The organism is Pseudosulfitobacter sp. SM2401, assembly GCF_042932805.1.
Classification (GTDB): Bacteria; Pseudomonadota; Alphaproteobacteria; order Rhodobacterales; family Rhodobacteraceae; genus Ascidiaceihabitans.
Genome location: NZ_CP170633.1, coordinates 2,549,666 through 2,574,572 on the forward strand (window position 1 = coordinate 2,549,666; position 24,907 = coordinate 2,574,572).

The 24,907-nt window shown below is 55.8% G+C and carries 24 protein-coding genes; 10 read left to right on the forward strand and 14 right to left on the reverse strand.

What is annotated here, in order from left to right:
• Positions 1 to 29: 29 nt before the first annotated feature.
• The gene (locus ACFIO0_RS12665; protein WP_390910756.1) at positions 30 to 971 is read right to left on the reverse strand and encodes a glycine betaine ABC transporter substrate-binding protein; all 942 of its coding nucleotides are present in this window, start codon (positions 969 to 971) and stop codon (positions 30 to 32) included.
• Positions 972 to 1,264: 293 nt separating this feature from the next.
• On the opposite strand from ACFIO0_RS12665, the gene ACFIO0_RS12670 reads away from it, so the two are divergent.
• Genes ACFIO0_RS12670 through ACFIO0_RS12685 form a run of 4 tightly spaced genes read left to right on the forward strand, consistent with a single transcriptional unit; the run spans position 1,265 to position 6,311 of the window.
• The gene (locus ACFIO0_RS12670) at positions 1,265 to 2,515 is read left to right on the forward strand and encodes a sarcosine oxidase subunit beta family protein (protein WP_390910757.1); all 1,251 of its coding nucleotides are present in this window, start codon (positions 1,265 to 1,267) and stop codon (positions 2,513 to 2,515) included.
• Positions 2,516 to 2,528: 13 nt separating this feature from the next.
• Entirely contained in the window at positions 2,529 to 2,816 is a 288-nt protein-coding gene (locus ACFIO0_RS12675; RefSeq protein ID WP_390910758.1) for a sarcosine oxidase subunit delta, read from the forward strand.
• Complete coding sequence (locus tag ACFIO0_RS12680; RefSeq protein ID WP_390910759.1) at positions 2,813 to 5,758, forward strand: sarcosine oxidase subunit alpha family protein; 2,946 nt, start codon at positions 2,813 to 2,815, stop codon at positions 5,756 to 5,758. Before ACFIO0_RS12675 ends, ACFIO0_RS12680 begins: the two co-directional genes overlap by 4 nt.
• Complete coding sequence (locus ACFIO0_RS12685) at positions 5,751 to 6,311, forward strand: sarcosine oxidase subunit gamma (protein WP_390910760.1); 561 nt, start codon at positions 5,751 to 5,753, stop codon at positions 6,309 to 6,311. Before ACFIO0_RS12680 ends, ACFIO0_RS12685 begins: the two co-directional genes overlap by 8 nt.
• A gap of 9 nt (positions 6,312 to 6,320) precedes the next feature.
• Here the strand turns inward: ACFIO0_RS12685 and ACFIO0_RS12690 are convergent, their stop codons facing one another.
• Positions 6,321 to 7,319 carry a helix-turn-helix domain-containing protein gene (locus ACFIO0_RS12690; protein ID WP_390910761.1) on the reverse strand — a complete coding sequence of 333 codons (999 nt, stop codon included), beginning with the start codon at positions 7,317 to 7,319 and terminating at the stop codon, positions 6,321 to 6,323.
• Between the two features lie 101 nt (positions 7,320 to 7,420).
• On the opposite strand from ACFIO0_RS12690, the gene ACFIO0_RS12695 reads away from it, so the two are divergent.
• Positions 7,421 to 8,083 carry a helix-turn-helix domain-containing protein gene (locus tag ACFIO0_RS12695; RefSeq protein WP_390910762.1) on the forward strand — a complete coding sequence of 221 codons (663 nt, stop codon included), beginning with the start codon at positions 7,421 to 7,423 and terminating at the stop codon, positions 8,081 to 8,083.
• A 4-nt stretch (positions 8,084 to 8,087) separates the two neighbouring features.
• Here the strand turns inward: ACFIO0_RS12695 and ACFIO0_RS12700 are convergent, their stop codons facing one another.
• From ACFIO0_RS12700 to ACFIO0_RS12730, 7 genes are all read right to left on the reverse strand, one after another.
• On the reverse strand, positions 8,088 to 8,672 hold the full coding sequence (locus ACFIO0_RS12700) for a PAS domain-containing protein (protein ID WP_390910763.1): 585 nt from the start codon (positions 8,670 to 8,672) through the stop codon (positions 8,088 to 8,090).
• A 111-nt stretch (positions 8,673 to 8,783) separates the two neighbouring features.
• A complete protein-coding gene (locus ACFIO0_RS12705) occupies positions 8,784 to 9,851 on the reverse strand; it encodes a heme-dependent oxidative N-demethylase subunit alpha family protein (RefSeq protein WP_390910764.1) in 1,068 nt (355 codons plus the stop codon).
• Between the two features lies 1 nt (position 9,852).
• A complete protein-coding gene (locus ACFIO0_RS12710) occupies positions 9,853 to 10,815 on the reverse strand; it encodes a 2Fe-2S iron-sulfur cluster-binding protein (RefSeq protein WP_390910765.1) in 963 nt (320 codons plus the stop codon).
• Positions 10,812 to 11,423 (reverse strand): dimethylamine monooxygenase subunit DmmA family protein, encoded by a 612-nt coding sequence (locus ACFIO0_RS12715; RefSeq protein ID WP_390910766.1) that lies wholly within the window; start codon positions 11,421 to 11,423, stop codon positions 10,812 to 10,814. The genes ACFIO0_RS12710 and ACFIO0_RS12715 overlap by 4 nt, the downstream gene beginning before the upstream one ends.
• A gap of 58 nt (positions 11,424 to 11,481) precedes the next feature.
• Entirely contained in the window at positions 11,482 to 12,630 is a 1,149-nt protein-coding gene (locus ACFIO0_RS12720; RefSeq protein ID WP_390910767.1) for a glycine cleavage T C-terminal barrel domain-containing protein, read from the reverse strand.
• Between the two features lie 157 nt (positions 12,631 to 12,787).
• Positions 12,788 to 12,961 (reverse strand): hypothetical protein, encoded by a 174-nt coding sequence (locus ACFIO0_RS12725; protein ID WP_390910768.1) that lies wholly within the window; start codon positions 12,959 to 12,961, stop codon positions 12,788 to 12,790.
• 23 nt (positions 12,962 to 12,984) lie between these two features.
• Positions 12,985 to 14,373, reverse strand: coding sequence for an ammonium transporter (locus tag ACFIO0_RS12730; protein WP_390910769.1), 1,389 nt, complete (start codon positions 14,371 to 14,373; stop codon positions 12,985 to 12,987).
• A 202-nt stretch (positions 14,374 to 14,575) separates the two neighbouring features.
• On the opposite strand from ACFIO0_RS12730, the gene ACFIO0_RS12735 reads away from it, so the two are divergent.
• From ACFIO0_RS12735 to ACFIO0_RS12755, 5 genes are all read left to right on the forward strand, one after another.
• Positions 14,576 to 15,505, forward strand: a complete 930-nt coding sequence (locus ACFIO0_RS12735) for a glutamine amidotransferase family protein (RefSeq protein ID WP_390910770.1) — start codon at positions 14,576 to 14,578, stop codon at positions 15,503 to 15,505.
• On the forward strand, positions 15,505 to 16,188 hold the full coding sequence (locus tag ACFIO0_RS12740; protein ID WP_390910771.1) for a protein GlxC: 684 nt from the start codon (positions 15,505 to 15,507) through the stop codon (positions 16,186 to 16,188). Before ACFIO0_RS12735 ends, ACFIO0_RS12740 begins: the two co-directional genes overlap by 1 nt.
• Positions 16,189 to 16,199: 11 nt before the next feature.
• Positions 16,200 to 17,546, forward strand: a complete 1,347-nt coding sequence (locus ACFIO0_RS12745; protein WP_390910772.1) for a glutamate synthase-related protein — start codon at positions 16,200 to 16,202, stop codon at positions 17,544 to 17,546.
• Positions 17,547 to 17,648: 102 nt separating this feature from the next.
• A complete protein-coding gene (glnT, locus tag ACFIO0_RS12750; protein ID WP_390910773.1) occupies positions 17,649 to 18,977 on the forward strand; it encodes a type III glutamate--ammonia ligase in 1,329 nt (442 codons plus the stop codon).
• Positions 18,978 to 19,087: 110 nt separating this feature from the next.
• The gene (locus ACFIO0_RS12755; RefSeq protein ID WP_390910774.1) at positions 19,088 to 20,422 is read left to right on the forward strand and encodes an NAD(P)-binding domain-containing protein; all 1,335 of its coding nucleotides are present in this window, start codon (positions 19,088 to 19,090) and stop codon (positions 20,420 to 20,422) included.
• Positions 20,423 to 20,548: 126 nt separating this feature from the next.
• On the opposite strand, the gene ACFIO0_RS12760 is transcribed toward ACFIO0_RS12755, so the two are convergent.
• The 5 genes from ACFIO0_RS12760 to ACFIO0_RS12780 are packed head-to-tail and all read right to left on the reverse strand — an operon-like array spanning position 20,549 to position 24,890.
• Positions 20,549 to 21,415, reverse strand: coding sequence for a dioxygenase (locus ACFIO0_RS12760; RefSeq protein ID WP_390910775.1), 867 nt, complete (start codon positions 21,413 to 21,415; stop codon positions 20,549 to 20,551).
• An 11-nt stretch (positions 21,416 to 21,426) separates the two neighbouring features.
• Positions 21,427 to 22,731 carry a TRAP transporter large permease subunit gene (locus ACFIO0_RS12765; RefSeq protein ID WP_390910776.1) on the reverse strand — a complete coding sequence of 435 codons (1,305 nt, stop codon included), beginning with the start codon at positions 22,729 to 22,731 and terminating at the stop codon, positions 21,427 to 21,429.
• The gene (locus ACFIO0_RS12770) at positions 22,728 to 23,294 is read right to left on the reverse strand and encodes a TRAP transporter small permease subunit (RefSeq protein WP_390910777.1); all 567 of its coding nucleotides are present in this window, start codon (positions 23,292 to 23,294) and stop codon (positions 22,728 to 22,730) included. The genes ACFIO0_RS12765 and ACFIO0_RS12770 overlap by 4 nt, the downstream gene beginning before the upstream one ends.
• 31 nt (positions 23,295 to 23,325) lie before the next feature.
• Positions 23,326 to 24,399, reverse strand: a complete 1,074-nt coding sequence (locus ACFIO0_RS12775) for a TRAP transporter substrate-binding protein DctP (protein WP_390910778.1) — start codon at positions 24,397 to 24,399, stop codon at positions 23,326 to 23,328.
• Between the two features lie 44 nt (positions 24,400 to 24,443).
• Positions 24,444 to 24,890, reverse strand: coding sequence for an OsmC family protein (locus tag ACFIO0_RS12780; RefSeq protein WP_390910779.1), 447 nt, complete (start codon positions 24,888 to 24,890; stop codon positions 24,444 to 24,446).
• Positions 24,891 to 24,907: the final 17 nt, after the last annotated feature.

The following is a 24,907-nucleotide window of genomic DNA, read 5'->3' on the forward strand; positions in this document are numbered from 1 at the left end:
GCACATGGTCACTCAGTGTGAAGCTAGACTTATTTTGTCCAAGCCATCCACGTGTCTTTGTTGGCGTCCAACCATGCGGTGGCTGCATCTTCTGGCTCCATTTCGTCGATGTCGACGAATTTTGCCATTTCAGCAATCTGTGGGTTGGTGAAAGAAATCTTGGTCAGCGTTGCGTAGGCTGCTGGCCATTTGTCTTTCATGCCGTCCCACGCTGCTTTTTTCAGGTAGCCTTTTGCAGGGTTACCACAGTCATACAGCGCGTCTTTGTTGACGCCAACGGCCGGATCTTTGTCGCAGCCTTCTTCCCATGCTGGGAATTCGACGAATTCACCTGGCCATACGGCCTCGGCAAAGTTTGGCGTCCAGTTGAACACGACAACTGGTTTCTTTTCGGCTTCGGCAGCGCCGATTTCAGCCCACAAAGCAGCCGCAGAACCTGCGTTCACAACAACAAAGTTCATATCGAGCGCTGCAACACGTTCTTGACCGTGCTTGAGCCAGTCAACTGGGCCGTCCAGATAACGACCTTTGTCGCCAGTTTCCGCTGTTGCGAACAATGCCGCACAGTCGTTCAATGCTTCCCATGCTGGCAAGCCCGGGCATGCATCTTTGGTCCACATCGGGTACCACCAGTCTTCGCGTGTGACAGCGTTGTGATCGCCCGCGTCATGTAGGCCACCTTTTTCCAGAGCCGCACGGTAGGATGCGCCAAACGCGCCTTCCCAAACTTCCAGCTCCATTGTCACGTCGCCCAGACGTACCGATTCATAAACGGCTTGGCTGTCGGTTGTGACGAATTCAACGTTGTTGCCCATAGATTCGAAAATCTGGCCAACCACGTTGGACATCACGATTTGCGAGGACCAGTTGTGGATTGGAATAACAATCGGATCGCTGCTGTCTTCGGCAAATGCGGCCAATGGCATACACGCCATGACACCTGCGCTCAGCGCTGTCGTAAACTTCTTCATCGTTTTCTCCCGGTTGAGATGCGGTGATTTTTCGCCGCTATTATTTTCAGAGGCATCCGTTTGGATGTTCAACTCAGCCGTAAAAATGAATCACGTCCGAATGGAATCTCTGCGGTGCAGTCTTGCACGATTTTCCTATCAATCAAGTTTTTTTCTTGTGGAGGCGTGTATTTGTCAGTTTAACGTCCGCAACATGCGCCAAATGATGTCCGATTTGGTGAAAACGATGTCGGGTTTCAAAAGGACACCACCCTGCGTTTTCAGTAGGTTTTGAGTAAGAGGAGTCTGATTCCATGCGTTATTCCGGTTTCAAAGTCATCAAAGAGGCGCTGACAGGTCACAAAGGGTGGAAGCCCACGTGGCGCGATCCTGAACCGCAAAGCCACTATGACATCATCATCATCGGCGGCGGTGGACACGGTTTGGCCACAGCCCACTATCTGGCAAAGGTCTACGGCGAGAAGAAAGTCGCGGTGCTGGAAAAGGGCTGGATCGGTGGTGGAAACGTCGGGCGGAACACGACGATTATCCGCTCGAATTATTTGCTCGATGGTAACGAGCCGTTTTACGAAATGTCCCTGAAACTGTGGGAAGGTCTGGAACAAGACCTGAATTATAATGCGATGGTCAGCCAGCGTGGCATCATGAACCTGATACACTCGGACGCCCAGCGCGATGCGTTCGTGCGGCGCGGCAACGCGATGATGTTGAACGGGGCCGATGCAGAATATCTGGATCTGGATCAAATCAAAAAGGAATACCCGTTCCTGAATTTCGACGATGCGCGGTTCCCGATTAAAGGCGGTTTGGCACAGCGACGCGGCGGCACGGTCCGTCACGACGCAGTCGCGTGGGGTTATGCTCGCAGCGCTGATGGCAATGGCGTCGACATTATCCAGAACTGCGAAGTCACCGGATTTCGCATCGAAGGCGGCAAATGTCTTGGCGTCGAAACCTCGCGCGGATTTATCGGTGCAACCAAGGTTGGCTGCGCTGTTGCTGGGTCCTCTGGCCGCTTGATGGCCAAGGCGAACATGCGTTTGCCGATCGAATCCCACGTCTTGCAAGCCTTCGTATCCGAGGGCCTGAAACCGGTCCTGCCGGGCGTCATAACATTCGGTGCGGGCCACTTTTACGTCAGCCAGTCTGATAAGGGCGGCTTGGTCTTTGGCGGCGATCTGGATGGTTACAATTCATACGCCCAACGGGGCAACCTGCCCGTGGTCGAGGACGTCTGCGAAGGCGGCATGGCGATCATGCCGATGATCGGACGCGCACGACTTTTGCGCATGTGGGGCGGCATCATGGACATGTCGATGGACGGATCCCCCATCATCGACAAAACCCACATCGACGGGCTCTATTTCAACGGTGGCTGGTGTTATGGCGGGTTCAAAGCCACGCCTGCATCCGGATTTGCATTCGCGCATCTGTTGGCCAAAGACGAACCTCACGAAACCGCCACAGCCTATCGATTTGACCGGTTCGAAAAGGGCCGCATGATCGACGAAAAAGGCATGGGCAATCAACCCAACTTGCATTGAGGGAACCCAGAACATGATTATCAATCACCCCCTCCTTGGCCCACGCGACAGCGCTGAATTCGTTTACATGGGCGACGCAAATTTGATCGAACGACCCGATCCCGAGGCCGAAACTGCCGCCCGTGAATTCTACGAATACGCGTATTTGCGCGACAACCCCGCAGGCGAGCATCGCGAGCTGTGGTTTCACGAGGCCGGCGACAGATCGTGGTTGGTCGTCACTCGCAACACCCTGACGCACGAAATTTCAGACGTTCAAATGGCCCGCGATGTGGCCCGCAGCAAGGGGCGTTCAAAATGAACCAGATCAACCGTTTGAAGGGTGGGCAGATTGACCGCACCCAAACGCTGAACTTCACCTTTGATGGCAAAACTTACCAAGGGCACGGCGGCGACACGCTGGCCTCTGCGCTGCTCGCCAACGGTGTCCGTCTGATGGGGCGGTCGTTCAAATATCACCGCCCGCGTGGGCCGTTGTCGGCTGGGTCCGAAGAACCAAACGCGATGGTCGAACTGCGCACCGGCGCGCGCCAGGAACCCAACACCCGCGCCACAACTGCGGAACTGTTTGAGGGTCTGTCCGCGCAATCACAAAACCGCTGGCCGTCGCTGAAATTCGACGCGATGGCGATCAATGACCGGTTCTCGAATTTTCTGACGGCGGGGTTTTACTACAAAACTTTCATGTGGCCTGCCGCGTTTTGGGAAAAAATCTACGAGCCAATTATTCGCAAGGCTGCGGGGCTTGGGTCCTTGTCCATGCAGGCCGACCCTGATGAATACGACAAAGGGTTCCGCCACTGCGATCTGTTGATCATCGGCGCAGGCCCTTCCGGGTTGATGGCCGCATTGACGGCTGGGCGTTCAGGCGCAGAGGTCATCCTTGCGGACGAAGATTTCGCGATGGGTGGCCGTTTTAACAGCGAAACTTTTGCCATCGACGACGCATCCGCCGATGTTTGGGTACAGGCAAGCATTGCCGAGTTGGCCGCGTTGCCAAACGTACGCTTGATGCCGCGCACCACGGTGATCGGCGCGTTTGATCACGGCATTTACGGCGCCTTAGAACGGGTTTCGGACCACTTGGCTGAACCGGCACCGGGCAAACCACGCCAAATTCTGTGGCGCATTTACGCTGCCAAAACTATTTTAGCAGCGGGGGCCACCGAACGCCCGATCGCGTTTGAAAACAACGACCGCCCCGGCATCATGTTGGCCTCCGCGATCCGGTCCTACGCCAATCGCTGGGCCGCCACCCCGGCGCAGCGCGTCGCGATTTTCACAAATAATGATGACGGGCATCGCACCGCCGCCGACTTGCATGCCGCTGGTGTCAAGATCGCCGCCGTGGTCGACACCCGCACAGATGCACCGCGCAGCCCTGACTACGAGGTCCTGCAAGGCGCGCAAGTCATTGATAGCAAAGGCCGTTTGGGCCTGACATTTGCCGAGGTGAAATTGGCCGACGGCTCTATGCGTACACTCGAATGTGGTGCGCTGGGCGTATCGGGCGGCTGGAATCCGAACGTGCACATGACCTGTCACCAACGCGGTCGCCCGACGTGGGATGACAGCCTCGCGGCGTTTGTTCCCGGCAGCACGCTGCCCCCCGGCATGACGGTTGCAGGTGCGGCGACAGGCAATCTGTCCAGTTACGGCGCACTGCAAACTGGCGCGCAGGCTGCAAAAACGGCACTTGGCCTAAAAGGCCGTTTACCTAAACCGCCATCAGCCGAAGACGCGCCCGTGTCCCAAACGCCGTTCTGGTATGTTGAGGGATGCAGCCGCGCCTGGCTGGACCAGCAAAACGATGTGACCGTCAAAGACGTGAAGCTTAGCCACCAAGAAGGCTTTCGCTCGGTCGAGCATCTGAAACGCTACACGACGCTGGGCATGGCAACGGATCAGGGCAAAACATCCAACATGGGTGGCCTTGCGATCATGGCTGAACTGGCGGGCAAATCGATCCCCGAAGTTGGCACAACGATCTTTCGCCCGCCCTACACGCCGACCGCGATTGGCGCGATGGCGGGGCGCATCAAGGGTATGGATTTCCATCCGACCCGCCTGACGCCCTCGCATTACTGGGCCAAGGAACGTGGCGCTGTGTTTGTCGAAGTCGGCAACTGGTTGCGCGCGCAGTGGTTCCCGATTGCCGGCGAAACGCATTGGCGTCAATCTGTGGACCGCGAAGTTGCCGCCACGCGTGCCTCAGTTGGTGTGTGCGACTGCACCACCTTGGGCAAAATCGACGTTCAAGGCACGGACGCAGCCCAGTTCCTGAACAAAATCTACTGCAACGGATTTGCGAAATTGGCGGTCGGCAAGGTCCGCTACGGCTTGATGCTGCGCGAAGACGGCATTGCGATGGACGACGGCACCGCGGCGCGACTAGAGGAAGACCATTTCGTCGTGACCACCACCACGGCCAACGCGGCCAAAGTGTATCAACACATGGAATTTGTGCGCCAATGTCTGTTCCCGGACATGGACGTGCAGTTGATTTCAACCACAGAAGCTTGGGCGCAATACGCCGTCGCCGGCCCCAACTCGCGCGCCTTGCTGCAAAAGATCGTGGACCCGGAATTCGACCTGTCCAACGAAGGCTTCCCGTTCATGGCCTGCGCCAACATCACCGTTTGTGGTGGTTTGCGCGCACGACTGTTCCGTATTTCGTTCTCGGGCGAAATGGCATTTGAAATTGCGGTCCCTGCCCGCTACGGCGACGCGTTGATGCGCAAATTGATGACCGAGGGCGAAGAATTTAACGTGGTTCCCTACGGCACCGAAGCGTTGGGCGTCATGCGCATCGAAAAAGGCCATGCGGCAGGCAACGAGCTGAACGGCACGACATCGGCGCTGAACCTCGGTATGGGGCGCATGGTGTCCAAAGCCAAAGACAGTATCGGGTCAAAACTGTCCGAACGCGAAGGGCTAAACCAGGACGATGCCCTGAACCTTGTCGGGATCAAACCGCTGGATGCAGGCGACAAAGTCACCGCCGGTGGGCACCTGATGAACGCGGATGGGCCTGTCGATGCAAAGCACGATCAGGGCTACGTCACATCAGCCGCGTTCTCGCCTAGCTTGGGCAGTATGATCGGGCTGGGCTTTGTCAAAAACGGCAGCGATAGGTTGGGCGAAAAGATGCGTCTTGTGTCGCCGGTGACCGATCTGAACGTCGATGTAGAAATCGTATCCGCCCACTTTGTGGACCCTGAGGGAGGACGCCAACGTGCATGATTTAACCCCCATCACCGCTTTGGGCGGCACCAATGCCCGCGTCGAAACGATTGGCGCTGTGACCTGCAGCGAAGTGCCGGACGTGGCGTTGGCCTCGGTTGCGGCGCGTTTGGGCAAAGAAAGCCAAACGCGCACCGCGGTCAAAAAGATCATCAAAGCCGATGCGCCAGATGTCAGCCGTTTTGACGGGGGCGACGTTTTGGCGTTCTGGGCTGGTCCAGATCAATGGATGCTCGAGGCCCCGTTTGACAGCCATGAAGACATCGCCGCACGCGTCAAATCTGTGTGCAAAACCAATGCATCCGTGGTCGAGCAAACTGACGCGTGGGCCCGTTTTGATGTCTCCGGCGCAGAGGTTTTGGCGGTGATGGAATTGCTGTGTAACGCAAACAGCCGTGCAATGGATGTCGGTGCATGCACCCGCAGCAGCGTCCATCACTTGGGATGTTTTGTACTGCGCCGCGCAGCCAAAATGTTCAGTATTTATGGTCCACGCGCCTCGGCTGGGTCACTGCACCACGCGATCATCACCGCGATGCACACGGTCGCATAAGCTAGGCGCCTAAAGCGACGGCACAGGCACGTCGCGATTGACCCGAAATGCGTTGATCGCTTTGCGGTCTTCTTGCGGTGTCACCCCAAACGCTGCTTTGTAATGCGCCAAAAGCGGCGTTTGCGTTGTGTAGCCCACAGAGGTTGCGATCTGCGCCATTGTGTCCTTGGAATAATGCACCAGCTGCCGCGCGGCTTTCATACGCATCGCGCGGTAAAATTGCGTCGGATTTTGTCCAGTTGCTTTCTTGAACGCCCGCTCGATTTGGCGTGGCGTGACGCCGAGGGTCTCTGCAACTTCTGCCACCGAAATTGGCGTTTCCAATCGGGCCGCAAACAAATCAACGGCATTTACGACCAATGTAGGCAAGCCTTGATGATCAGACGTTGGCAACGGAATGCGTTGGCGCACCCCTTCGCCGCGCACCAGTGGATGCTGGAACCAGCACGCAACTTCGTGCGCGATTTCCGCACCCAAAGCGTCTTGGATCAGGTGCAATGCCAGATCAAAAGCGGCGGCGGCCCCCGACACAGTGTAGCGCCGCCCATCCGTCACGATAACCTCGTCCATTGCGGCGATTTCAGGGAACTCAGCGCGGAAAGCAGCCTCGTAACACCAATGGACCGAGCAGCGATGCCCTTGCATCAGGCCGGCGCGCGCCAAAGGAAATACACCGCCGCTGACGCCACCAAGAATGACGCCGTGCCGGTCCATCGCCCGCAAGGCGCCATACGCCCGCCGCGGATCATCGGGCTGCGCCAATGGGCTGCTGAGCAAAAACAACGCATCCACATCCAGATCAGAATTGAGCGCATGGTCGGCTTCAAAAATAACTTGAGCGCTGGATGTCACGCGCGCGCCCGTTTCGGACACCAAGGACCACGTAAAACTGGTCTTACCCGCGATCTCGTTTGCGGCCCGCAACGGTTCAATCATCGAGGTCAAGCACGCCATCGGAAAGCCTGGGAAAATCAGAAACCCGATCTTCATGTTTTCACTCTTGTTCATCTTTTTTACACTCTGAGGAAAATTTTGATCTATACTCGGATAAGGTTTATGCGAATTTGGAATTGTCTGTCTACTGGCAGCTGGGTAGGAGAGCTCTGAAAATGAATATTGAAAAGGGTGCCCCTGATATGTCCAATATGCTGACACAGAACCCACACAGCACGCGTGAAGGTGATCGGGAAAAAGTTCTCGAAGTTGCAATTGGCCGCGAAGTGCGCGCTTTTCGGCGCCAGCAAGAAACAACCGTGGCGGATTTGTCCGCGCGGACCGGTATTTCAATTGGCATGTTGTCCAAAATCGAAAATGGCAACACATCGCCGTCGCTGACAACCCTGCAAACTTTGGCCAATGCCCTAAGCGTGCCGTTAACCAGTTTTTTCCGCCAGTTTGAAGAAAGCCGCCAAGCGGTTCATACCAAGTCCCGCGAAGGTGTCGAGATTGACCGCGAAGGCACCCGTGCAAACCATCAATACAACCTTTTGGGTCACATCGGGGCCAATGCATCCGGTGTGATTGTTGAACCGTATTTGATTACGCTATCGGACAAATCTGACATTTTCCCAACGTTCCAGCATGGCGGAATTGAAACGATTTACATGTTGGAAGGCGAAGTTGACTATCGTCATGGGGATGCAGTTTACCCACTAAAACCGGGAGATACCCTATTTTTTGATGCCGATGCACCGCATGGCCCCGAAAAATTGGTCAAACTGCCTGCGCGCTATCTGTCAATCATCAGCTACCCGCAGAACGCCAATACCTAGGCCACTACGTCGACGCATTTGATTGGGTCATTTTTTTGGAAATGATGCTGGCCCATTGCGCATTTTGGTCCGCCAGTCGCTTCATCTCTTCTGCAACAATTGTAAATCCACGCCCGTCATCGCCCAGCCGCGCAGCTTCGATACGGGCGTTGATTGCAAGCATTGTTAGTTGGCGAATGGATCCCGTGATTTTCTTGGTTAAATCAATAATTTCACCGTTTGCGGCTTGCGTCTCATTCAACAGTTTTTCCAAATCTGCCTGCGCTGCAACCTCTTCATCTGCGCTGACAACCAAGCCTTGAAGGTGGGACAACTCGCCGTTTTCAAACACCGCACTTCCGCGTTCGCGTATCCATGCAACGCCACCGTTGGCATGTTTCATGCGATAGACCATATCCCAGGGTTCACCCCGCTCTATCGCCGCATCAACAGTCGCAAATACCCGTTCTTTGTCATCATCATGGGTAAGTCCAACAAATGAATGCACTTTGTTGCCAATGATATCCTCGGGATCATAGCCCATGATCGCATTAACGCCGCCGATCATGTGCTCCATCGTATAATCCGCATCATTGCGACATCGATACACAAATGAGTCGATCGCTGAAAATACGCTTCGAAATATTTCGACCGTCAAAGAAATCGCCCCCTCATTGTGGTGAGGGAGCGATAACAGCTAGTGATTAATGAACGATTGAGCCTAGGTTTTTAGCGGCGGTTCGCTGTCAAGTTCAGGCCAAATTCCGTTGGATGTGTCCTGCCCGTCATCAAATTTTGACAGGTAATCCAACATCATCGGGCGGTTGTCGATGAACCCCTTGTAGGTCGCCAATTCCTCGGGCAGATCGCGTATCACACGGTGCAATCGGCGCCCCCATTTTGGCACGCTGACAATGTCCTGAAATGCACACAAATAACACCGGATCGGGAACACCAAAGCGTTCGAGCGCGGCAGGCGAAAGAACGTTTGCAGTTCGACCCGCAGGTGCTGTTTGGCACCGATGTTTTCCGGCGTCAGTGACGTCTTTTGGATGCCCCATTTGTGGTAGTTTTCAGGGCTTGTATCCAGCAACGGATTAACCGTCATCGTCCAGTTCAAGCGACGCGCGGGCGCACCTTGCTGGATGTTCAAAAGGAACTTGAGCGCGCGTACAAAGATGCCTTTTTCATGGGCCAGCGGAACCGGCGCGTGCCATTCGAAAAAGTTCATACCGATGTCGAAATCCAACGACCAATCAGCCTGTGTTGTGATCGTACCTGCATCCATCCAAAGGTTATCATCCCGTTGATCTAGAACACAAAAATCGCCCTGCGTCTGCCGTGTGATATATTCCATCGGGCCGTATGGCAGCGTGGTTTCATCCATGAATGTAAAGTGATCATCGATGCCCAACGGCTTGTTGATCCAATGCCATTTGTCGCCATCGCGGTGCAGCTGAAACAGGTCGGGATAGTCCTCGGACTTGGACACCATGATCAGTTCCAGCAGATCCCAGCCGGCCAACGTCATGTGCGGCAACGACTGACAGCGCAGCGGGTCATCCGCCAGTACCATCGCCCGGTCACGCATTTCGCTCACGTAATGTTCGTCCACATCGAACCGCATCTCGTAGATGGAATCCGACGGGCCACCACGATGCTGTTCCATGTTGACCGCATACATGTAGCTGTCTTTGTCGAAGGGAAACGGGAACCGTTTGATCGCCCGTTCAGAGTTGTGAAACGAATAGTCGTCGCGGAACGTTTCGTCGTTAAATTGCAGTGTCATTTTAACGGTCCAATACTAAAGTTTTGCCCTCAAAGCGGGACACACATGGCATGATTTTTTCACCCGATGCGTGTTCGTTATCTTCAAGCCAATGATCGCGGTGAATGAAGTTGCCAGTGTAGTCGATCACCCGCGTTTCACACATGCCACACGCGCCGCCGCGACACAGATAAGGTGCGTCGACCCCTGCCCGTTCGATGGCTTCTAACAGGCTTTCTTGTTCACCGACCTGGATCACTTTGTTAGACACTGCCAGCTTGACTTCAAACGGTTTGCCGGGCTGCGGAGCGAGGAATTCTTCGTAGTGAATGGCTTCGCGGGGCCAGCCCAAATCGGTAGCTTTTGCGCGCACCCAGTTGATCATTCCCTTGGGGCCACAAACATAGATGTGCGTGCCAAGTGGCTGACGATCCAGTAGATTTTCCAGATCGATGGCTTGGTCCTGATCGTCGTAGTAGACGCTTACGTCATTTGGGTGGGTATCAGTCAGATAGTCGACATAGCTACCCAGCGCTTGCGAGCGGCACGCATAATGCAGTTCCCAATTGCCATGCGCGCGGTCCAGTTGTTTGATTTGCGCAAGGAACGGCGTGATGCCGATGCCGCCTGCAATCATCAGGTGCTTTTTGGCCCGCAAATCCAGCGAAAACAGGTTCACAGGGTTCGAGATGACCATCTCGTCGCCAACGCTAACCGATTTATGCATGAATAGCGAACCGCCACGGCCCTCGTCGTCGCGACGCACTGAAATTGTGTAGGCGCTTTGATCAAAGGGGTCGGACATCAATGAGTACGGGTTCAGGCGGGTGATCGCCCCGTCTTGCATTTCGACAACGGTGTGCGCACCGCCGGAAAATGTCGGCAACAGACCACCATCGACGGGTTCAAAGCGAAAGCGCGTCACGAGATCATTCAAGGGTGTCACTTCGGTCACGCGGACTGCAATTTTCTCAGCGCCACTCATTGCTCTGTCTCCTTGGCGTAAATCCCCTTTTGTGCAGGCACGTTGCCGGGGTCCTCGGCGTCGATGCAGACAGCTTGGTAAGCGGCCAAACGGCGCGAATAGTGATCGCGCACGAACAGGTTCAACCCACAATGGCTACACACGAACGGATCAGTTTCCACGTCTTCGGTGATGCCTTTGCAATGCACACACTGCATGCGCCGCGCGATGGATCCGCGATGTTCGGTCTGGATTGCGGTGTGCGGAATGCCGGCTTGCATTGCTTCGTTCTGGGCCTGCCCCATCAGACCTTCGGTGCCGGTCAGATAGACTTGCAGCCCCATCGAGGCGTCTTGCAAAACCCGCTGGATACGGCTGACGGAGGCGGCGTAAGACGGACCTTCGTAAAATTGTGCGGGGTTAAGCGCGCGCAGTTTGTCCGCGAAATCTGCCCCACGCGGAATGTAGATGATGTGGGTTTTCGCCATCAGATCAGGCGTGGCAACGTCTAGGATCGCCTCGGCCCCTGCGGCGTCCGCGATCATCAGGTGATGTTTGCCTGCACGCACTTCTAGCGTGCCATAGACAGGACGGCTTCGGATAGACGGCGGAAATTCGAATTTTGACATGTGATCCTCGGTAGAGTGCAAAAGAGGCGCAAACCTGACGGCGCGCCCCTTTGTGTGATCAGCCCTTTGCGGTGCGGATCGTTTTGTCTTTGTCGTAGAACGGCATTTCTTCGGCTGTGGCCGCCAGCTCTGATCCGTCCAGTTGAACGATCGTGAGCTTGGTGCCGGCTTTTGCAGCCTCGGGCGACAGACGTGCAATCGCAACGCTGTAGTCGTTCAGGTCTGACGACAGGCCATAGGTGATGACGCCCACGTCGTTGCCGTTGTGCATAATCCGCGCGCCCATATCCATCTGCGCCATGCTGTCAGACAGTTGCACCCCGTAGATTTTGAACCTCTCTTTGCCCTCAAGCGCATAGTGGTTTTCCGCGCCGATAAAGCCGGTTTTGCCCGGTGAAACTGTGAATTCCAGCCCCAGTTCCCAGATCGTGTCACCGCACAGGTCGTTCTCGAACGGGAAGGTTTCAGAATTATCGCCCGGATAGAACAACAGGTAGCTTTCGATGCGCAGCATATCCAGCGTCGAGAACTGCACAGGGCGCACGCCACGGTCTTTGCCGGCCGCCAGAATGTTGTCCCACAGGTGCACAGCATCCTTGCCGCGGCAGAAGATTTCATAGCCACGCTCGCCCGTGTAGCCGGTGCGCGAAATCATCACGTCACGGCCGTACAGGCGCGTTTGCATGATGCCAAAGTAGGCCAGATCACGGATCGCCGGAATTTCTTCGGCCAACAGATCCACGGACACGGGGCCTTGCAGTGACATGTCGTGCAGATCGTCGTCAAACAGAACCGAACAGTTCTTGGCGGCCGCAACCGAGGTCAACTGCTCCATCCCGGTGCCCGTGCCATGCACAACCAACCACGAGTTTACCGCAAGATGATAGATGATGCAGTCGTCGATAAATTTGCCGTCGCTGTTCAGGATCGACGCGTAAGTCGACCGGCCCGGCGCGATTTTCTCGACGTTGCGGGTTGTGACGCGGTCAATGACATAGGCCGCATCCGGCCCGATCACGTGGCATTTTTTCAGACCTGAAACATCCATCAAACCGGCTTTGGTGCGGATCGCCTCATAGTCAGCCTTGGCGCGCTCGGGCGTGTCGTCGTAGAACCACGCCGTGCCCATGCCGTTCCAGTCTTCTAACGCTCCGCCGATTTCGGCGTGGCGATGCGCCAATGCGGAATGTCTCCATAGAATTGCCATGTGTCTTCCCCTGTTTATTTTGAGTCTTTGTTAAGCATCATTCAGCCTCAGGCATTTGTAAAAAGCAAGAATGAGATGCAAATTATTTTCCTGTCAGGCAATATTTTACGCGAAAGGGCCACCCAATAGGCGGCCCCTTGCTAAAGTCTTGGTCAGCTTACTTGTCGAAGCGTTTGGCTTTTTTCGCCTCAGAGCTGTGTCCGATCACCAATACGGCGACGCAAATGATCGCTGCAATTGCGGTGTACAGACCGGGCATCGCTGTGCCCCAGCCCATGAACATTGCGCCATCTACGACGGACCAGTCTGCTGTGTCATATGGAAAACCCATGGTTCTCTCCTTTTCGGTTTCGTTTATTCAGCAGGTGCTGGTGAAGATGGGATGCCTTCGGGGTACCCCTGTGCAGGCACTTTGACGGTGTCCATACCAGCGATTTCCGCACCTTCTGGCACACGCAGCATTCCGAACATCTTGAGGATGTAGGACACCACGTAACCTGGCACGAAACCCAAGCCAAAGAAGACCGCCGCACCAATGATCTGACCCATCAGGTTGATCGTCGGAGCCCCTTCGCCTTGCAGCGCTGGATATCCGGATGCGAACACACCCAGCATAATCACACCGTAAAGGCCGATTGTGCCGTGGACCGTGACCGCACCAACCGCATCATCAATGCCGCGTCGCTCAAGCCAATTGGCGGCAGGTGCAAGGATGATACCCGCTGAGAACGCGATGATGAACGTAAGGCCCGGGAAATAGATGTCCAGACCGGACGCCGTCGAGATAATACCAGCAAGGGCGCCAGACATCATCCAGAACGGGTCTTTGGTGATGATCCACGCACCGATGATGCCACCAGCAATCGCCATCAGGATGTTGAACGACAAGGCAGACAAGGTGATTGGCGTGCCGTAGATTGTCGCGAATTTATCGCCAAACCAGCTCCATGCTTCGCCCGGAACAATGACGCAAGCCATCAAGAAGCCCCAGAAACCGACGATGATCAGCATCAGGCCGACAACTGTCATTGGCATGTTGTGACCGGCGATATGGTTGGCTGAACCGTCATCGTTGAATTTGCCGATGCGTGGTCCAAGGTTGATCAGAACACCCAGCGCAAAGAAACCGGCAACCGCGTGGACAAGTCCCGCCGCACCAAAGTCATGGACACCGAATTTCGTAACCAACCAGCCATCTGCGTGCCAGCCCCAAGCCGCCGCAACGACCCACGCGAATGAGCCAAGCACGATAGCAAGAATGACAAAACCAACAGTTTGAATACGTTCGATCACAGCACCCGACATGATGGATGCGGTTGTGGCTGCAAACAGTGCAAATGCACCAAAGAACACGCCAGACGCGTTGTCTGCGATGTTTGGACCCATGTATTGCGCGCTGTCGCCCCAGCCCCATGCGATCGCACTTGCATAGGCTGCGCCGGAAATTCCGGCTGGACCTTCGGATAGGGTCAAACCTGTTGGAAAGCCCCAATAGATCCACCAGCCGAAAAAGTAGAACGTCGGGATCATAAAGGCGAAGGCCAAAATGTTTTTCACACCCGAAGACAGAACGTTTTTCATCCGTGACGCGCCCATCTCGTAGGCCAAGAAACCTGCGTGAATGATGATCATCAACGGAATTGTTAGATAATAAAATGTTTCAGCGAACATGCGGTTTGTTGTGCCGCCACTTCCCTGAAGTGCTGCGACTTGTGCCGTCAGCTCTGCGATTTGTTCTTCCACGGTTTTTCCCTCATCGGCTGTTGGTATTCGTGCACCATCGCATGCAAATTCGTGGTGCTGCCCGAAGGGAACCATGATGCGGGCAATCTGGCTAGTCTTTTTTAACTTAGATGAAAAATAGTTTCCTAGTGGTTGAGCGTTAGATTTTTTGGTGCTAGCACTTGAGTCGAACAAGAATTCACTTTCAAGGAGGGCGCGTGCCATGTGCGGGATCGTCGGACTTTTTCTAAAAGACAAATCACTTGAGCCTCAGCTTGGTGAAATGTTGACGGACATGTTGGTCACGATGACCGACCGCGGCCCCGACAGTGCCGGCATCGCGATTTATGGTGGCGAAACAGAGGGTAAGGTCAAATTGACCCTGCAATCTGACACCCCTGAAAGCGGCTTTGCCAAGCTGGATAATGCACTGCGCAAAGCGATCAAGGGCAAGGTCGACATGAGCGTCGTAGACACCCACGCCCGCCTTGAAATTCAGGCCGATCAGATGGCCGAGGCCCAAGCATACCTTAAGGCAAATCACCCTGATTTACGCATGATGAGCCGTGGCGAATCCCTCGAAATCTACAAGGAAGTCGGGCTGCCTAAAAATGTGGCAGAACGCTTTGATGTGCGCAAAATGTCCGGATCGCACGGAATTGGACACACACGCATGGCAACAGAATCAGCCGTGACCACGATGGGTGCCCACCCGTTCAACACCGGTCTTGATCAGTGCCTCGTGCACAACGGATCGCTGTCCAATCACAACTCTTTGCGCCGCAGCTTGCGCCGTCTTGGTGTGCACATCGAGACTGAAAACGACACCGAAGTCGGGGCTGCTTACCTCACGTGGAAAATGCAAGAAGGTGCAACTTTGGGCGAAGCTTTGGAAAGCTCGCTGGACGATCTGGATGGCTTCTTTACCTTCGTGGTTGGCACCAAGGATGGCTTTGGCGTCGTGCGTGACCCGATCGCTTGCAAGCCCGCCGTCATGGCCGAAACCGATCAGTTCGTCGCCTTTGGATCCGAATATCGCGCGCTGGTAAACCTGCCCGGCATCGACAACGCCCGCGTCTGGGAACCAGAGCCCGCAACCGTCTATTTCTGGAGCCACACGTCGGCCCCAACAGCGCAAGAGAAAGCCGCCTGATGCAAAGTTTCGATCTAGAAGCGCAGGGTCTGCGCGCACTCAATTCTGTCCTGCATGACCAGGCCGCAAACACCAATCAAACGGTCTGGGAAATCAACAACCCCAAAGGCAGCCATGCGATTGCCGTGGGTTTGGACGCCCCGATCGAAGTGAACGTCAAAGGCTCCACCGGCTACTACTGTGGCGGCATGAACAAGCAGGCGACGATCCACGTCCATGGCTCAGCAGGGCCCGGCACCGGCGAAAACATGATGTCCGGCAAGATCGTGATCGAAGGCGACGCCAGTCAATATCTGGGGGCCACGGCCCACGGCGGGCTGATCGTGGTCAAAGGCAACGCATCCTCGCGCTGCGGCATTTCCATGAAAGGTGTCAACATCGTCGTGCAAGGCAACATCGGCCACATGTCTGCGTTCATGGGTCAATCAGGCAATTTGGTGGTCTGCGGTGACGCCGGCGACGCGTTAGGCGACAGCTGCTACGAGGCGCGGTTTTTCGTGCGTGGTTCCGTCAAATCCCTAGGGGCCGATTGCGAGAAAAAGGAAATGCGCGCCGAACATCTGGAGTTCTTGAAAGAGATCATCGCAGAGTCCGGCGTTGACGCCAAACCCGAAGAGTTCACGCGCTACGGCTCTGCCCGCACGCTTTATAATTTCGACGTCGACAATGCCGGCGCGTACTAAGGATACTGATGATGAACAGCCATGACGACAAAGGTATCCCGCACACGACTCCGCGGCAGTCCGCAACATTTACCGCCGATGTGAACAGCGACATTCGCCGTGCCGCGGCCACCGGGATTTACGATATTCGCGGCGGTGGGGCCAAACGCAAGGTGCCGTCTTTTGACGATCTCTTGTTCATGGGGGCGTCGATTTCGCGCTACCCATTGGAAGGGTACCGTGAGAAATGCGAAACAAACGTGACCATTGGTGGCTTGCACGCCTCCAACCCGATTGAGCTGGATATCCCGATCACCATCGCAGGCATGTCGTTTGGCGCCCTGTCCGGTCCCGCCAAAGAGGCATTGGGCCGTGGTGCATCCATGGCCGGCACGTCGACCACCACCGGTGACGGCGGCATGACCCCCGAAGAACGCGGTCATTCCGACAAGCTGGTCTATCAATATCTGCCATCCCGCTACGGCATGAACCCCGATGATCTGCGCAAGGCGGATGCGATCGAAATCGTGGTGGGCCAAGGGGCCAAACCCGGCGGCGGCGGCATGTTGTTGGGTCAAAAGATTTCGGATCGTGTGGCGGGCATGCGCAACCTGCCCAAAGGCATCGACCAACGTTCAGCCTGTCGTCACCCTGACTGGACCGGACCGGATGATCTGGAAATCAAAATCCTCGAACTGCGTGAAATTACCGGTTGGAAAGTACCAATTTACGTCAAAGTCGCGGGCGCACGCCCCTACTACGACACGACCTTAGCGATCAAAGCAGGGGCCGACGCCGTTGTTCTGGACGGCATGCAAGGCGGCACGGCAGCGACCCAAGACGTGTTCATCGAGCACGTTGGTCAGCCGACTTTGGCCATCGTGCGCCCTGCTGTTAAAGCGCTGCAAGACCTTGGTATGCACCGCAAAGTGCAACTGATCCTGTCGGGCGGTATCCGCTCTGGCGCGGATGTGGCCAAGGCAATGGCGCTGGGCGCTGATGCGGTTGCAATCGGCACCGCGGCTCTGATCGCACTGGGCGACAACGACCCGAAATACGAGGCCGAATACAACGCGCTTGGCACAACGTCTGGTGCCTACGACGATTGGCACGAAGGCCGCGACCCTGCGGGCATCACCACCCAAGACCCCGAGTTGATGAAGCGCTTTGACCCGATCGAAGGCGGTCGCCGCTTGAAAAACTATCTCAAGGTGATGACGCTAGAGGCGCAAACGATCGCGCGGGCTTGTGGTAAAAACCACCTGCACAATCTGGAACCAGAAGATCTGGTTGCCCTGACAATGGAAGCTGCGGCCATGGCTAAAGTTCCGCTGTGTGGTACTGATTGGTACCCGGGCAAGCCAAACACATCTTACTAAATAAACGGGCGCAGCCGAAAACGGTCTGCGCCCTCACTCATTAAGAATACAAGACGCTAAATAGCGTCAATGACATGAAAACGACAATAGGGAAATTTGATCATGGCAACTGATCTCGCACAATTCGCCGAAGACAATGGCGTCAAATACTTCATGATATCCTTCACCGATCTGTTTGGCGGACAGCGCGCTAAACTGGTTCCAGCGCGTGCGATTGCAGATATGCAGGAAGACGGCGCAGGCTTTGCAGGCTTTGCCACATGGTTAGACCTGACACCAGCGCACCCCGATATGTTGGCCGTACCTGACCCCGAGGCCGTGATCATCCTGCCATGGAACAAAGAAATCGCGTGGGTCCCCGGCAACTGCGTGATGGAGGGCGAGGACGTCGCCCAAGCCCCACGCAACGTGCTGCGCAAACTGATTGCAGAGGCCGCTGACGAAGGCATGCACGTTAAAACCGGCATCGAAGCCGAGTTTTTCCTGCTGACCCCAGCGGGTGATCAAATCAGCGATGCATTCGATACCGCCGCCAAGCCTTGCTATGACCAACAAGCGTTCATGCGCCGCCTCGATGTGATCCGCGAAATCAGTGACTACATGCTCGAACTCGGTTGGGGTGCCTACCAGAACGACCATGAGGACGCGAACGGCCAGTGGGAAATGAACTGGGATTTCGACGACGCACTCAAAACAGCTGACAAACACTCCTTCTTCAAATTCATGACCAAATGCGTCGCTGAAAAACACGGCTACCGCGCCACGTTCATGCCCAAACCCATCGAAGGGCTGACAGGCAACGGCTGCCACGCGCACATCTCTGTTTGGGATGCACCGGGCAAGGATTCAAAAGTCAACGTTTTCGCAGGCGAAGGATCAGGGCAGACCGGCGAATTGGGCCTGTCCGAGCGCGGCAAACACTTCCTCGGTGGCATCATGAAGCACGCCAGTGCATTGGCCGCGATCACCAACCCGACAGTGAACAGCTACAAACGTATTAACGCGCCACGCACGATGTCAGGTGCAACATGGGCCCCGAACACGGTCACGTGGACAGGCAACAACCGCACACACATGGTCCGCGTCCCAGGCCCCGGCCGGTTCGAACTGCGCCTGCCTGACGGCGCGGTGAACCCGTACTTACTCCAAGCGATCATCATCGCCGCTGGTCTGTCCGGCATCCGCTCCAAAGCGGACCCGGGCCCGCGTCACGACATTGATATGTACGCCGAAGGACACACCGTCACAGGCGCGCCACTGCTGCCGCTAAACATGCTGGACGCGATGCGCGAATATGACAAAGACACTGAACTAAAGGCTGCGATGGGTGATGAATTCTCTGCCGCCTACCTCAAGATGAAAATGCAGGAATGGAACGATTTCTGCGGTCACTTCTCTGATTGGGAAAAAGCCAACACACTCGATATCTAAAACACAGGGCGGTGCGCAAAAGCGCCGCCCAATTTGTTCTGATCAAAAATACTCCCGCCGGAGGCACCCTGCCCTTTCAACCGGCACCAGCGATGAAAAAGGACCCCCTCATGACCAAACGTGTTGCCATCATCGGTGCAGGACCCTCAGGTCTCGCGCAAATGCGTGCTTTTCAATCTGCAGCCGCCAAAGGTGCGGAGATTCCAGAGATCGTCTGCTTTGAAAAGCAGTCCAACTGGGGCGGATTGTGGAACTACACGTGGCGCACGGGCCTTGATAAATTTGGCGAACCGGTCCACGGCTCAATGTACCGCTACCTGTGGTCAAACGGGCCAAAAGAAGGTCTGGAATTCGCGGATTATTCGTTTGAAGAACACTTCGGCAAACAAATTGCATCCTACCCGCCACGCGCCGTGCTGTTCGACTACATCCAAGGCCGCGTTGAAAAAGCGGGGGTGCGCGACTGGATCCGCTTTGAGACAGCCGTGCGCGGTGTGTCCGAACACAACGGCAAGTTCACCGTCTCTGTCACCGACCTGCCAAATGATCGCGATTACGCCGAAGACTTCGATCACGTCATCGTCTGCTCCGGCCACTTTTCTACCCCGAATGTTCCGCAATTCGACGGCTTTGAATCCTACCAAGGCCGCGTTCTGCATGCCCATGATTTCCGCGACGCGATGGAATTCGCCGGCAAAGATATCCTGATCATCGGGACCAGCTATTCCGCTGAAGACATAGGCAGCCAATGTTGGAAATACGGCGCAAAATCGATCACCGTCAGCCACCGCACTGCGCCCATGGGCTACGATTGGCCTGACAACTGGCAAGAGGTGCCATTGCTGCAAAAACTGGTCGGCAAAACTGCACATTTCAAGGACGGCACAACCAAAGACGTCGATGCCGTGATCTTGTGCACAGGTTACAAGCATCACTTCCCGTTCATGGACGACGCAATCCGCCTGCGCACGCCAAACGTGCTGGCCTCGGACGATCTGTACAAGGGTGTCGCTTATGTCAAAAATCCCGATGTGTTCTACATCGGGATGCAGGACCAGTGGTTCACGTTCAACATGTTCGACGCCCAAGCGTGGTGGGCACGCGACGTGATCATGGGGCGCATTTCTGTGCCTGACACCGCCGCCATGCAGGCCGACATAGACGACCGTCAAGCGCGCGAAGCCGCAGGCAAAGACGACTATGACGCGATCTGGTACCAAGGCGATTACGTCAAAGAATTGATCGCTGAAACCGACTATCCATCGTTCGATCTAGAGGGCGCGTGTCAGGCGTTCAAGGCGTGGAAAGGTCACAAGAAAACCAACATCATGACCTTCCGCGACAATGCCTACAAGTCGGTCATCACCGGCACGATGGCCCCAATGCACCACACCCCGTGGAAAGATGCGCTGGACGACAGCCTCGAGGAATACCTCAAAAACTAAACAACTAGGGCTCAGAGCAAATCACAGCGCTGAGCCCGTTTTCCTTTGGGGTGTTGATGCCCTACGCACCTGTTTTCAATCCCTCTAGCACTACGCAATTGCGCAGCCATCGCGTGAGCCCGTCGCTTACTTTTTGGCGAGGATGACGTCGAATTTCACCGACAAGAACGGGGCATCAATCTTGCCCGACAAGACCATCCCCTTCGGGAACTCTTCGGGTGGTTTTTCATGGTAGGTCATCACCAGATCATTGCGCACGCCAAAGACCGTATCTTGGTCAAGATAGGGATCATCATCGGGGAAAATCTCGGTCACAAGAGGACGATAGCCCGGTGCTGTGACAATGTAATGCAGGTGGGATGGGCGCCACGGATGACGTCCACAGGCCCGCAGGATGTCGCCAACCGGACCATCAGACGGAACCGTGTATTCGACAGGTTTGACGGTGGTGAACGCATAACGCCCGTCCTCGCCGACCGTCATAAGGCCATGGAAAGAATAGGTGTCTTGGTCTGCGTCCTGACTGGCATACAGCCCGTTGGGTGCTGTTTGCCAGATGTCGATTTGAGCCCCGGCAATGGGCTGGCCTTCTGTGTCGCGGATGACCCCTTCGGACAACAAAACAGGCCCACCAAAGTGCCGTTTCATGTCACCGCCGACGGCCAAAGGTGGCGCCCCTGACACATGGAACGGCCCAAGCACGGACGACGACGTTGCATCGTCGCGCGAATGCAGCATGTCGACCAATGACGACAACCCCAGCACGTCCGATGCGAGAACAAATTCGTGCCGGTCTTCAGTTTCGATCGCAGCGCAGCCTTCGAGGAACGCAATGCCACTGCGCCATTCATCATGGGTCAGGTTGGTGTCGCGCGCAAAGTCATGCAGGTGCTGCACCAATGACCCCATGATTTCGCGCATCCGCGGGTCCATATCGTCGGCCATGTAGCCCTTGAACACATCTGTGATGTTGTCTTTGGTAACGTTGCGCATAGCGGATATCCTTACAGAAGAACGAGGCTGAGGGTCGGGAATTCAATCAGGAAAAACAAGACGATCAACATCACGAACGCAAAGGGAAGCGCGCCCATGAACACATCTTTGAGCGAAATGTTGTCGTCGTTGAGCGTCGATTTGATCACAAAACACGAGATGCCCAGTGGCGGCGTCAGCAGCCCGATCTCGGCACCGACCACCGTGATGATGCCGAACCAGACAAGGGACAGATCCATCACCTCGACCAAGGGCAAGAACAGCGGCACAACGATCAAGATGATCGATGCGGTGTCCAGCAACGTGCCCAGAAACAACATTAACAGAACGTACAGGATCATAATGGTCCAGAACGAGGCCGCGTTGCCAGCCAGAATGTCCTGCAGTTGATTGGGCAAGCCGGCAAGCCCGAGCATACGCGAATAAATCGAGGCGGCAGTGATCAGGAACAAGATCGCCGCCGTGATGTGGCCAGTTTCCAGCAAGGCGTCCCAAAACCCACGAAGCGACATGGACCTTCGCACCAGCGCTATGACAACCGCAACCAACGCCCCCGTTGCCCCCGCCTCGACTGCCGTCATCCAGCCGGTGTAAATGCCGCCGAGCACGATGGTGATTAGACCCAACGTCGGCAAAGTCTTGGATGCGACTTCGCGCTTGGGCATCCATTCGGTGTCAGCGACGGTGCGCCCGCCTACAAAGTTCGGAGTGTATTTGGCCATGAGCCAGATCGCACCGACATAAGCGATGGCCAGCATGATGCCCGGTACAACCCCCGCAAGGAACATGTCACCAACGGATTGCTCTGCGACAAAACTGTAGATGATCAACATCGCCGAGGGCGGAATGATCATGCCAAGCACGGACGACCCTGCAACGACGCCGACAGCAAAGCGCGGGTTGTAATCTTGGGCGATCATCTGCGGTACGGACACTTTGGTGAACACCGACGCCGATGCAATCGATGATCCGGTGACGGCTGCGAACACAGCGTTTGCACCCACGGTTGCCATGCCGATGCCGCCTTTGACGCGGCGAAACCGCATGGTCATGACTTCGTAAATGTCCCTGCCCAATCCGGCCTTGGACACGATTAATCCCATAAACGTAAACAGCGGAATGGTCGCAAAACTGTAGACCATGGCGCTGTCGCCCACGGCGATTTTTAGCAGGTTCAGCGACAAGGTGAAATTGTCACGCATCAGCCAGATCGAAATCATCGATACGATCCCCAACGCGATGGGAATGTAGACGCCAGCGTAGATCAAAAAGACAATGGCAACGACCGAGATGAGGCCGATTTCAATAGGTGTCATGGTTTTGGCCTGCTTGCTTTTGGGTCATCGTGTTCTGGTGCGCGGATCAACTGGGGTCGATCCTGCGCACTCACGACTTTCAGAACAAAGATCACACTGGCAAGCGCACTACCGCTCGCGATCACCAGCTTGATGGGCCACCAAGGGACAGTGAAAATGCCAGGCACACCAAAGAAATCCTGCGTGCCCCACATCTTGATGAATTCGGGAAACATGATGTACGCAATCAACCCCATAAAGATCGCGGACACCGCATTGATGATCCGGCGCAGACTTGCCGTCAGCCTTGGGCGGCGGTTGTGCAGCAGGTTCAAAAACCCGTCCGAACGCGTCAACCGGTCCACCCGCACCACGTCTGCCAGTTGCAAAAACACGATCAGCACGACGGACAGCTGGACCAGCTCGTAGGTGCCTTTGAGCGGCGCGTTAAACACCCCTCGGGCAATGACATCGACGTTCAGCAGCACCACCAACGCCAACACTGTAAGTGTTCCGGCAACGTTGGCAGCGATGGCCATTGAATTGGCGACCCAAGACAGGCCGGACAGCGTAGATTTTAGCATAATCTTGGCCCCTTCCCGGGTCACTCAGAACTTAAGGCTGGGTCCAGTCGCGCACACCGACAAAACCGGCCGCCTCAAGCTTGCCGAGATAGGCCTCGAGCATTTGCGTGCCCGGTTCGCCTTTGTCGTTCAGCGTGTTCGCCCATTCCTGTGCGATGTTTGGCATGGCTGCGGCCCACGCGGCGCGATCCTCATCAGAGACATCAATGATTGTTCCACCAGCGGCGACATAGGCGGCCTCGGCGGCAGCCGCGCGGTCCATCGCGATCCCTGACAAATGATCACGGTAATCGATGGCCACAGCTTGCAACGTCTCTTTGACCTCGTCGGGCAGCGCATTCCAATAGTCCTGGTTCACCGTGACGGTTTTCGAATTCACCGCCCCCAGATCTGCGCGCAACATGTACGGTGCCACTTCTGAGATTTTGAACGTCGCTGCCGCCTCCGGCCACAACATGCCCGCATCAACCAAACCGGTTTGCAGCATGTTGTAAAAATCCGTCAGCCCACCGCGCACACCTGCGGCGTCTTTGATCCCTTCGAGGTAGCGCAAGTTCATGCCCGCGCCCGCGACTTTGAAACCTTCTAGGTCCGAGACACCGGATACTTCTTTGGCCGAGAAAATTTGATAGCTGTTCAGCACAACGCCTGTCGCAAGGTAGACTTGGTTTTGTGCCGCAAATTCGTTTTGCATGGCCGGAAATTCGCGCGCGATCTCGTCCACGGCCTTGGCCACAACACGGGCGTCAGATGACACCAACGGGGTGACGGCGGCCAAACCCTGGCTCGGTAATTTTGACGAATGGAAAATGGTTGTGACAATGCCGATGTCGCCGAGACCCAGCTGGATGCCTTCGAGCACGCCTTTGGGTTTCACGATGGAACCGCCGTAATTTTCTTGCCAGTTCATCACGTAGTTGCCGTTTTCGGCAAGCCGGCGGTCCACTTCGGGGATAAAGAAGTTGGTGAATTCCTTAACCCACAACGCGCGGTCGGGGTAGCCGTCGATCACAACCGCTGAAACGGTTTCTTGTGCGGCGACAGGCAATGCTGTCATCGATGCGAGGGCTGCGCAGAAAAGGCTGCGGCGTGTCCAGTTGATCATAATTTTTCCTCCCAGAAAAATGGGCGCGTTGGCCCAATTTGAATTTAGTCTGCCTTTGTCCAGTTGACCCTCAGGTCTGTCCCTGCAGCTTCAAAAAGCTTGGCAATGGCGCAGTATTTTGCGGTCTCCAGCCCGACGCTGTCCAACGCCTCTTGGCTGGCTTGGGTCCTACAGTTGACGGTCAATGTGATTTCAGGAAACGGCACGTCGATCTCCTCCTCCATGAGGACGCCGCGCCGGTCGAATTTGCAGTTTGCGTCGATTGTGACCTCTCCCAGATCGACATTCAGACGTTTCGCGCATTTGTGGCCAATCACGTTTGTGCAGGCGATCAACGCGGTCATTGCTGCCTCGGTTGGGCTGGGGCCAAGGTTGCTGCCGCCCCGCTCCAGAGGCTCATCGATCACGACGTTCAAATCGCGCACAGGAATTTCGGTCCGCGCATGTGTCGGGCACGCAGCATGCGCACGGTACGTCACGACGGATTTCATTTTGATGGCGATGGGAT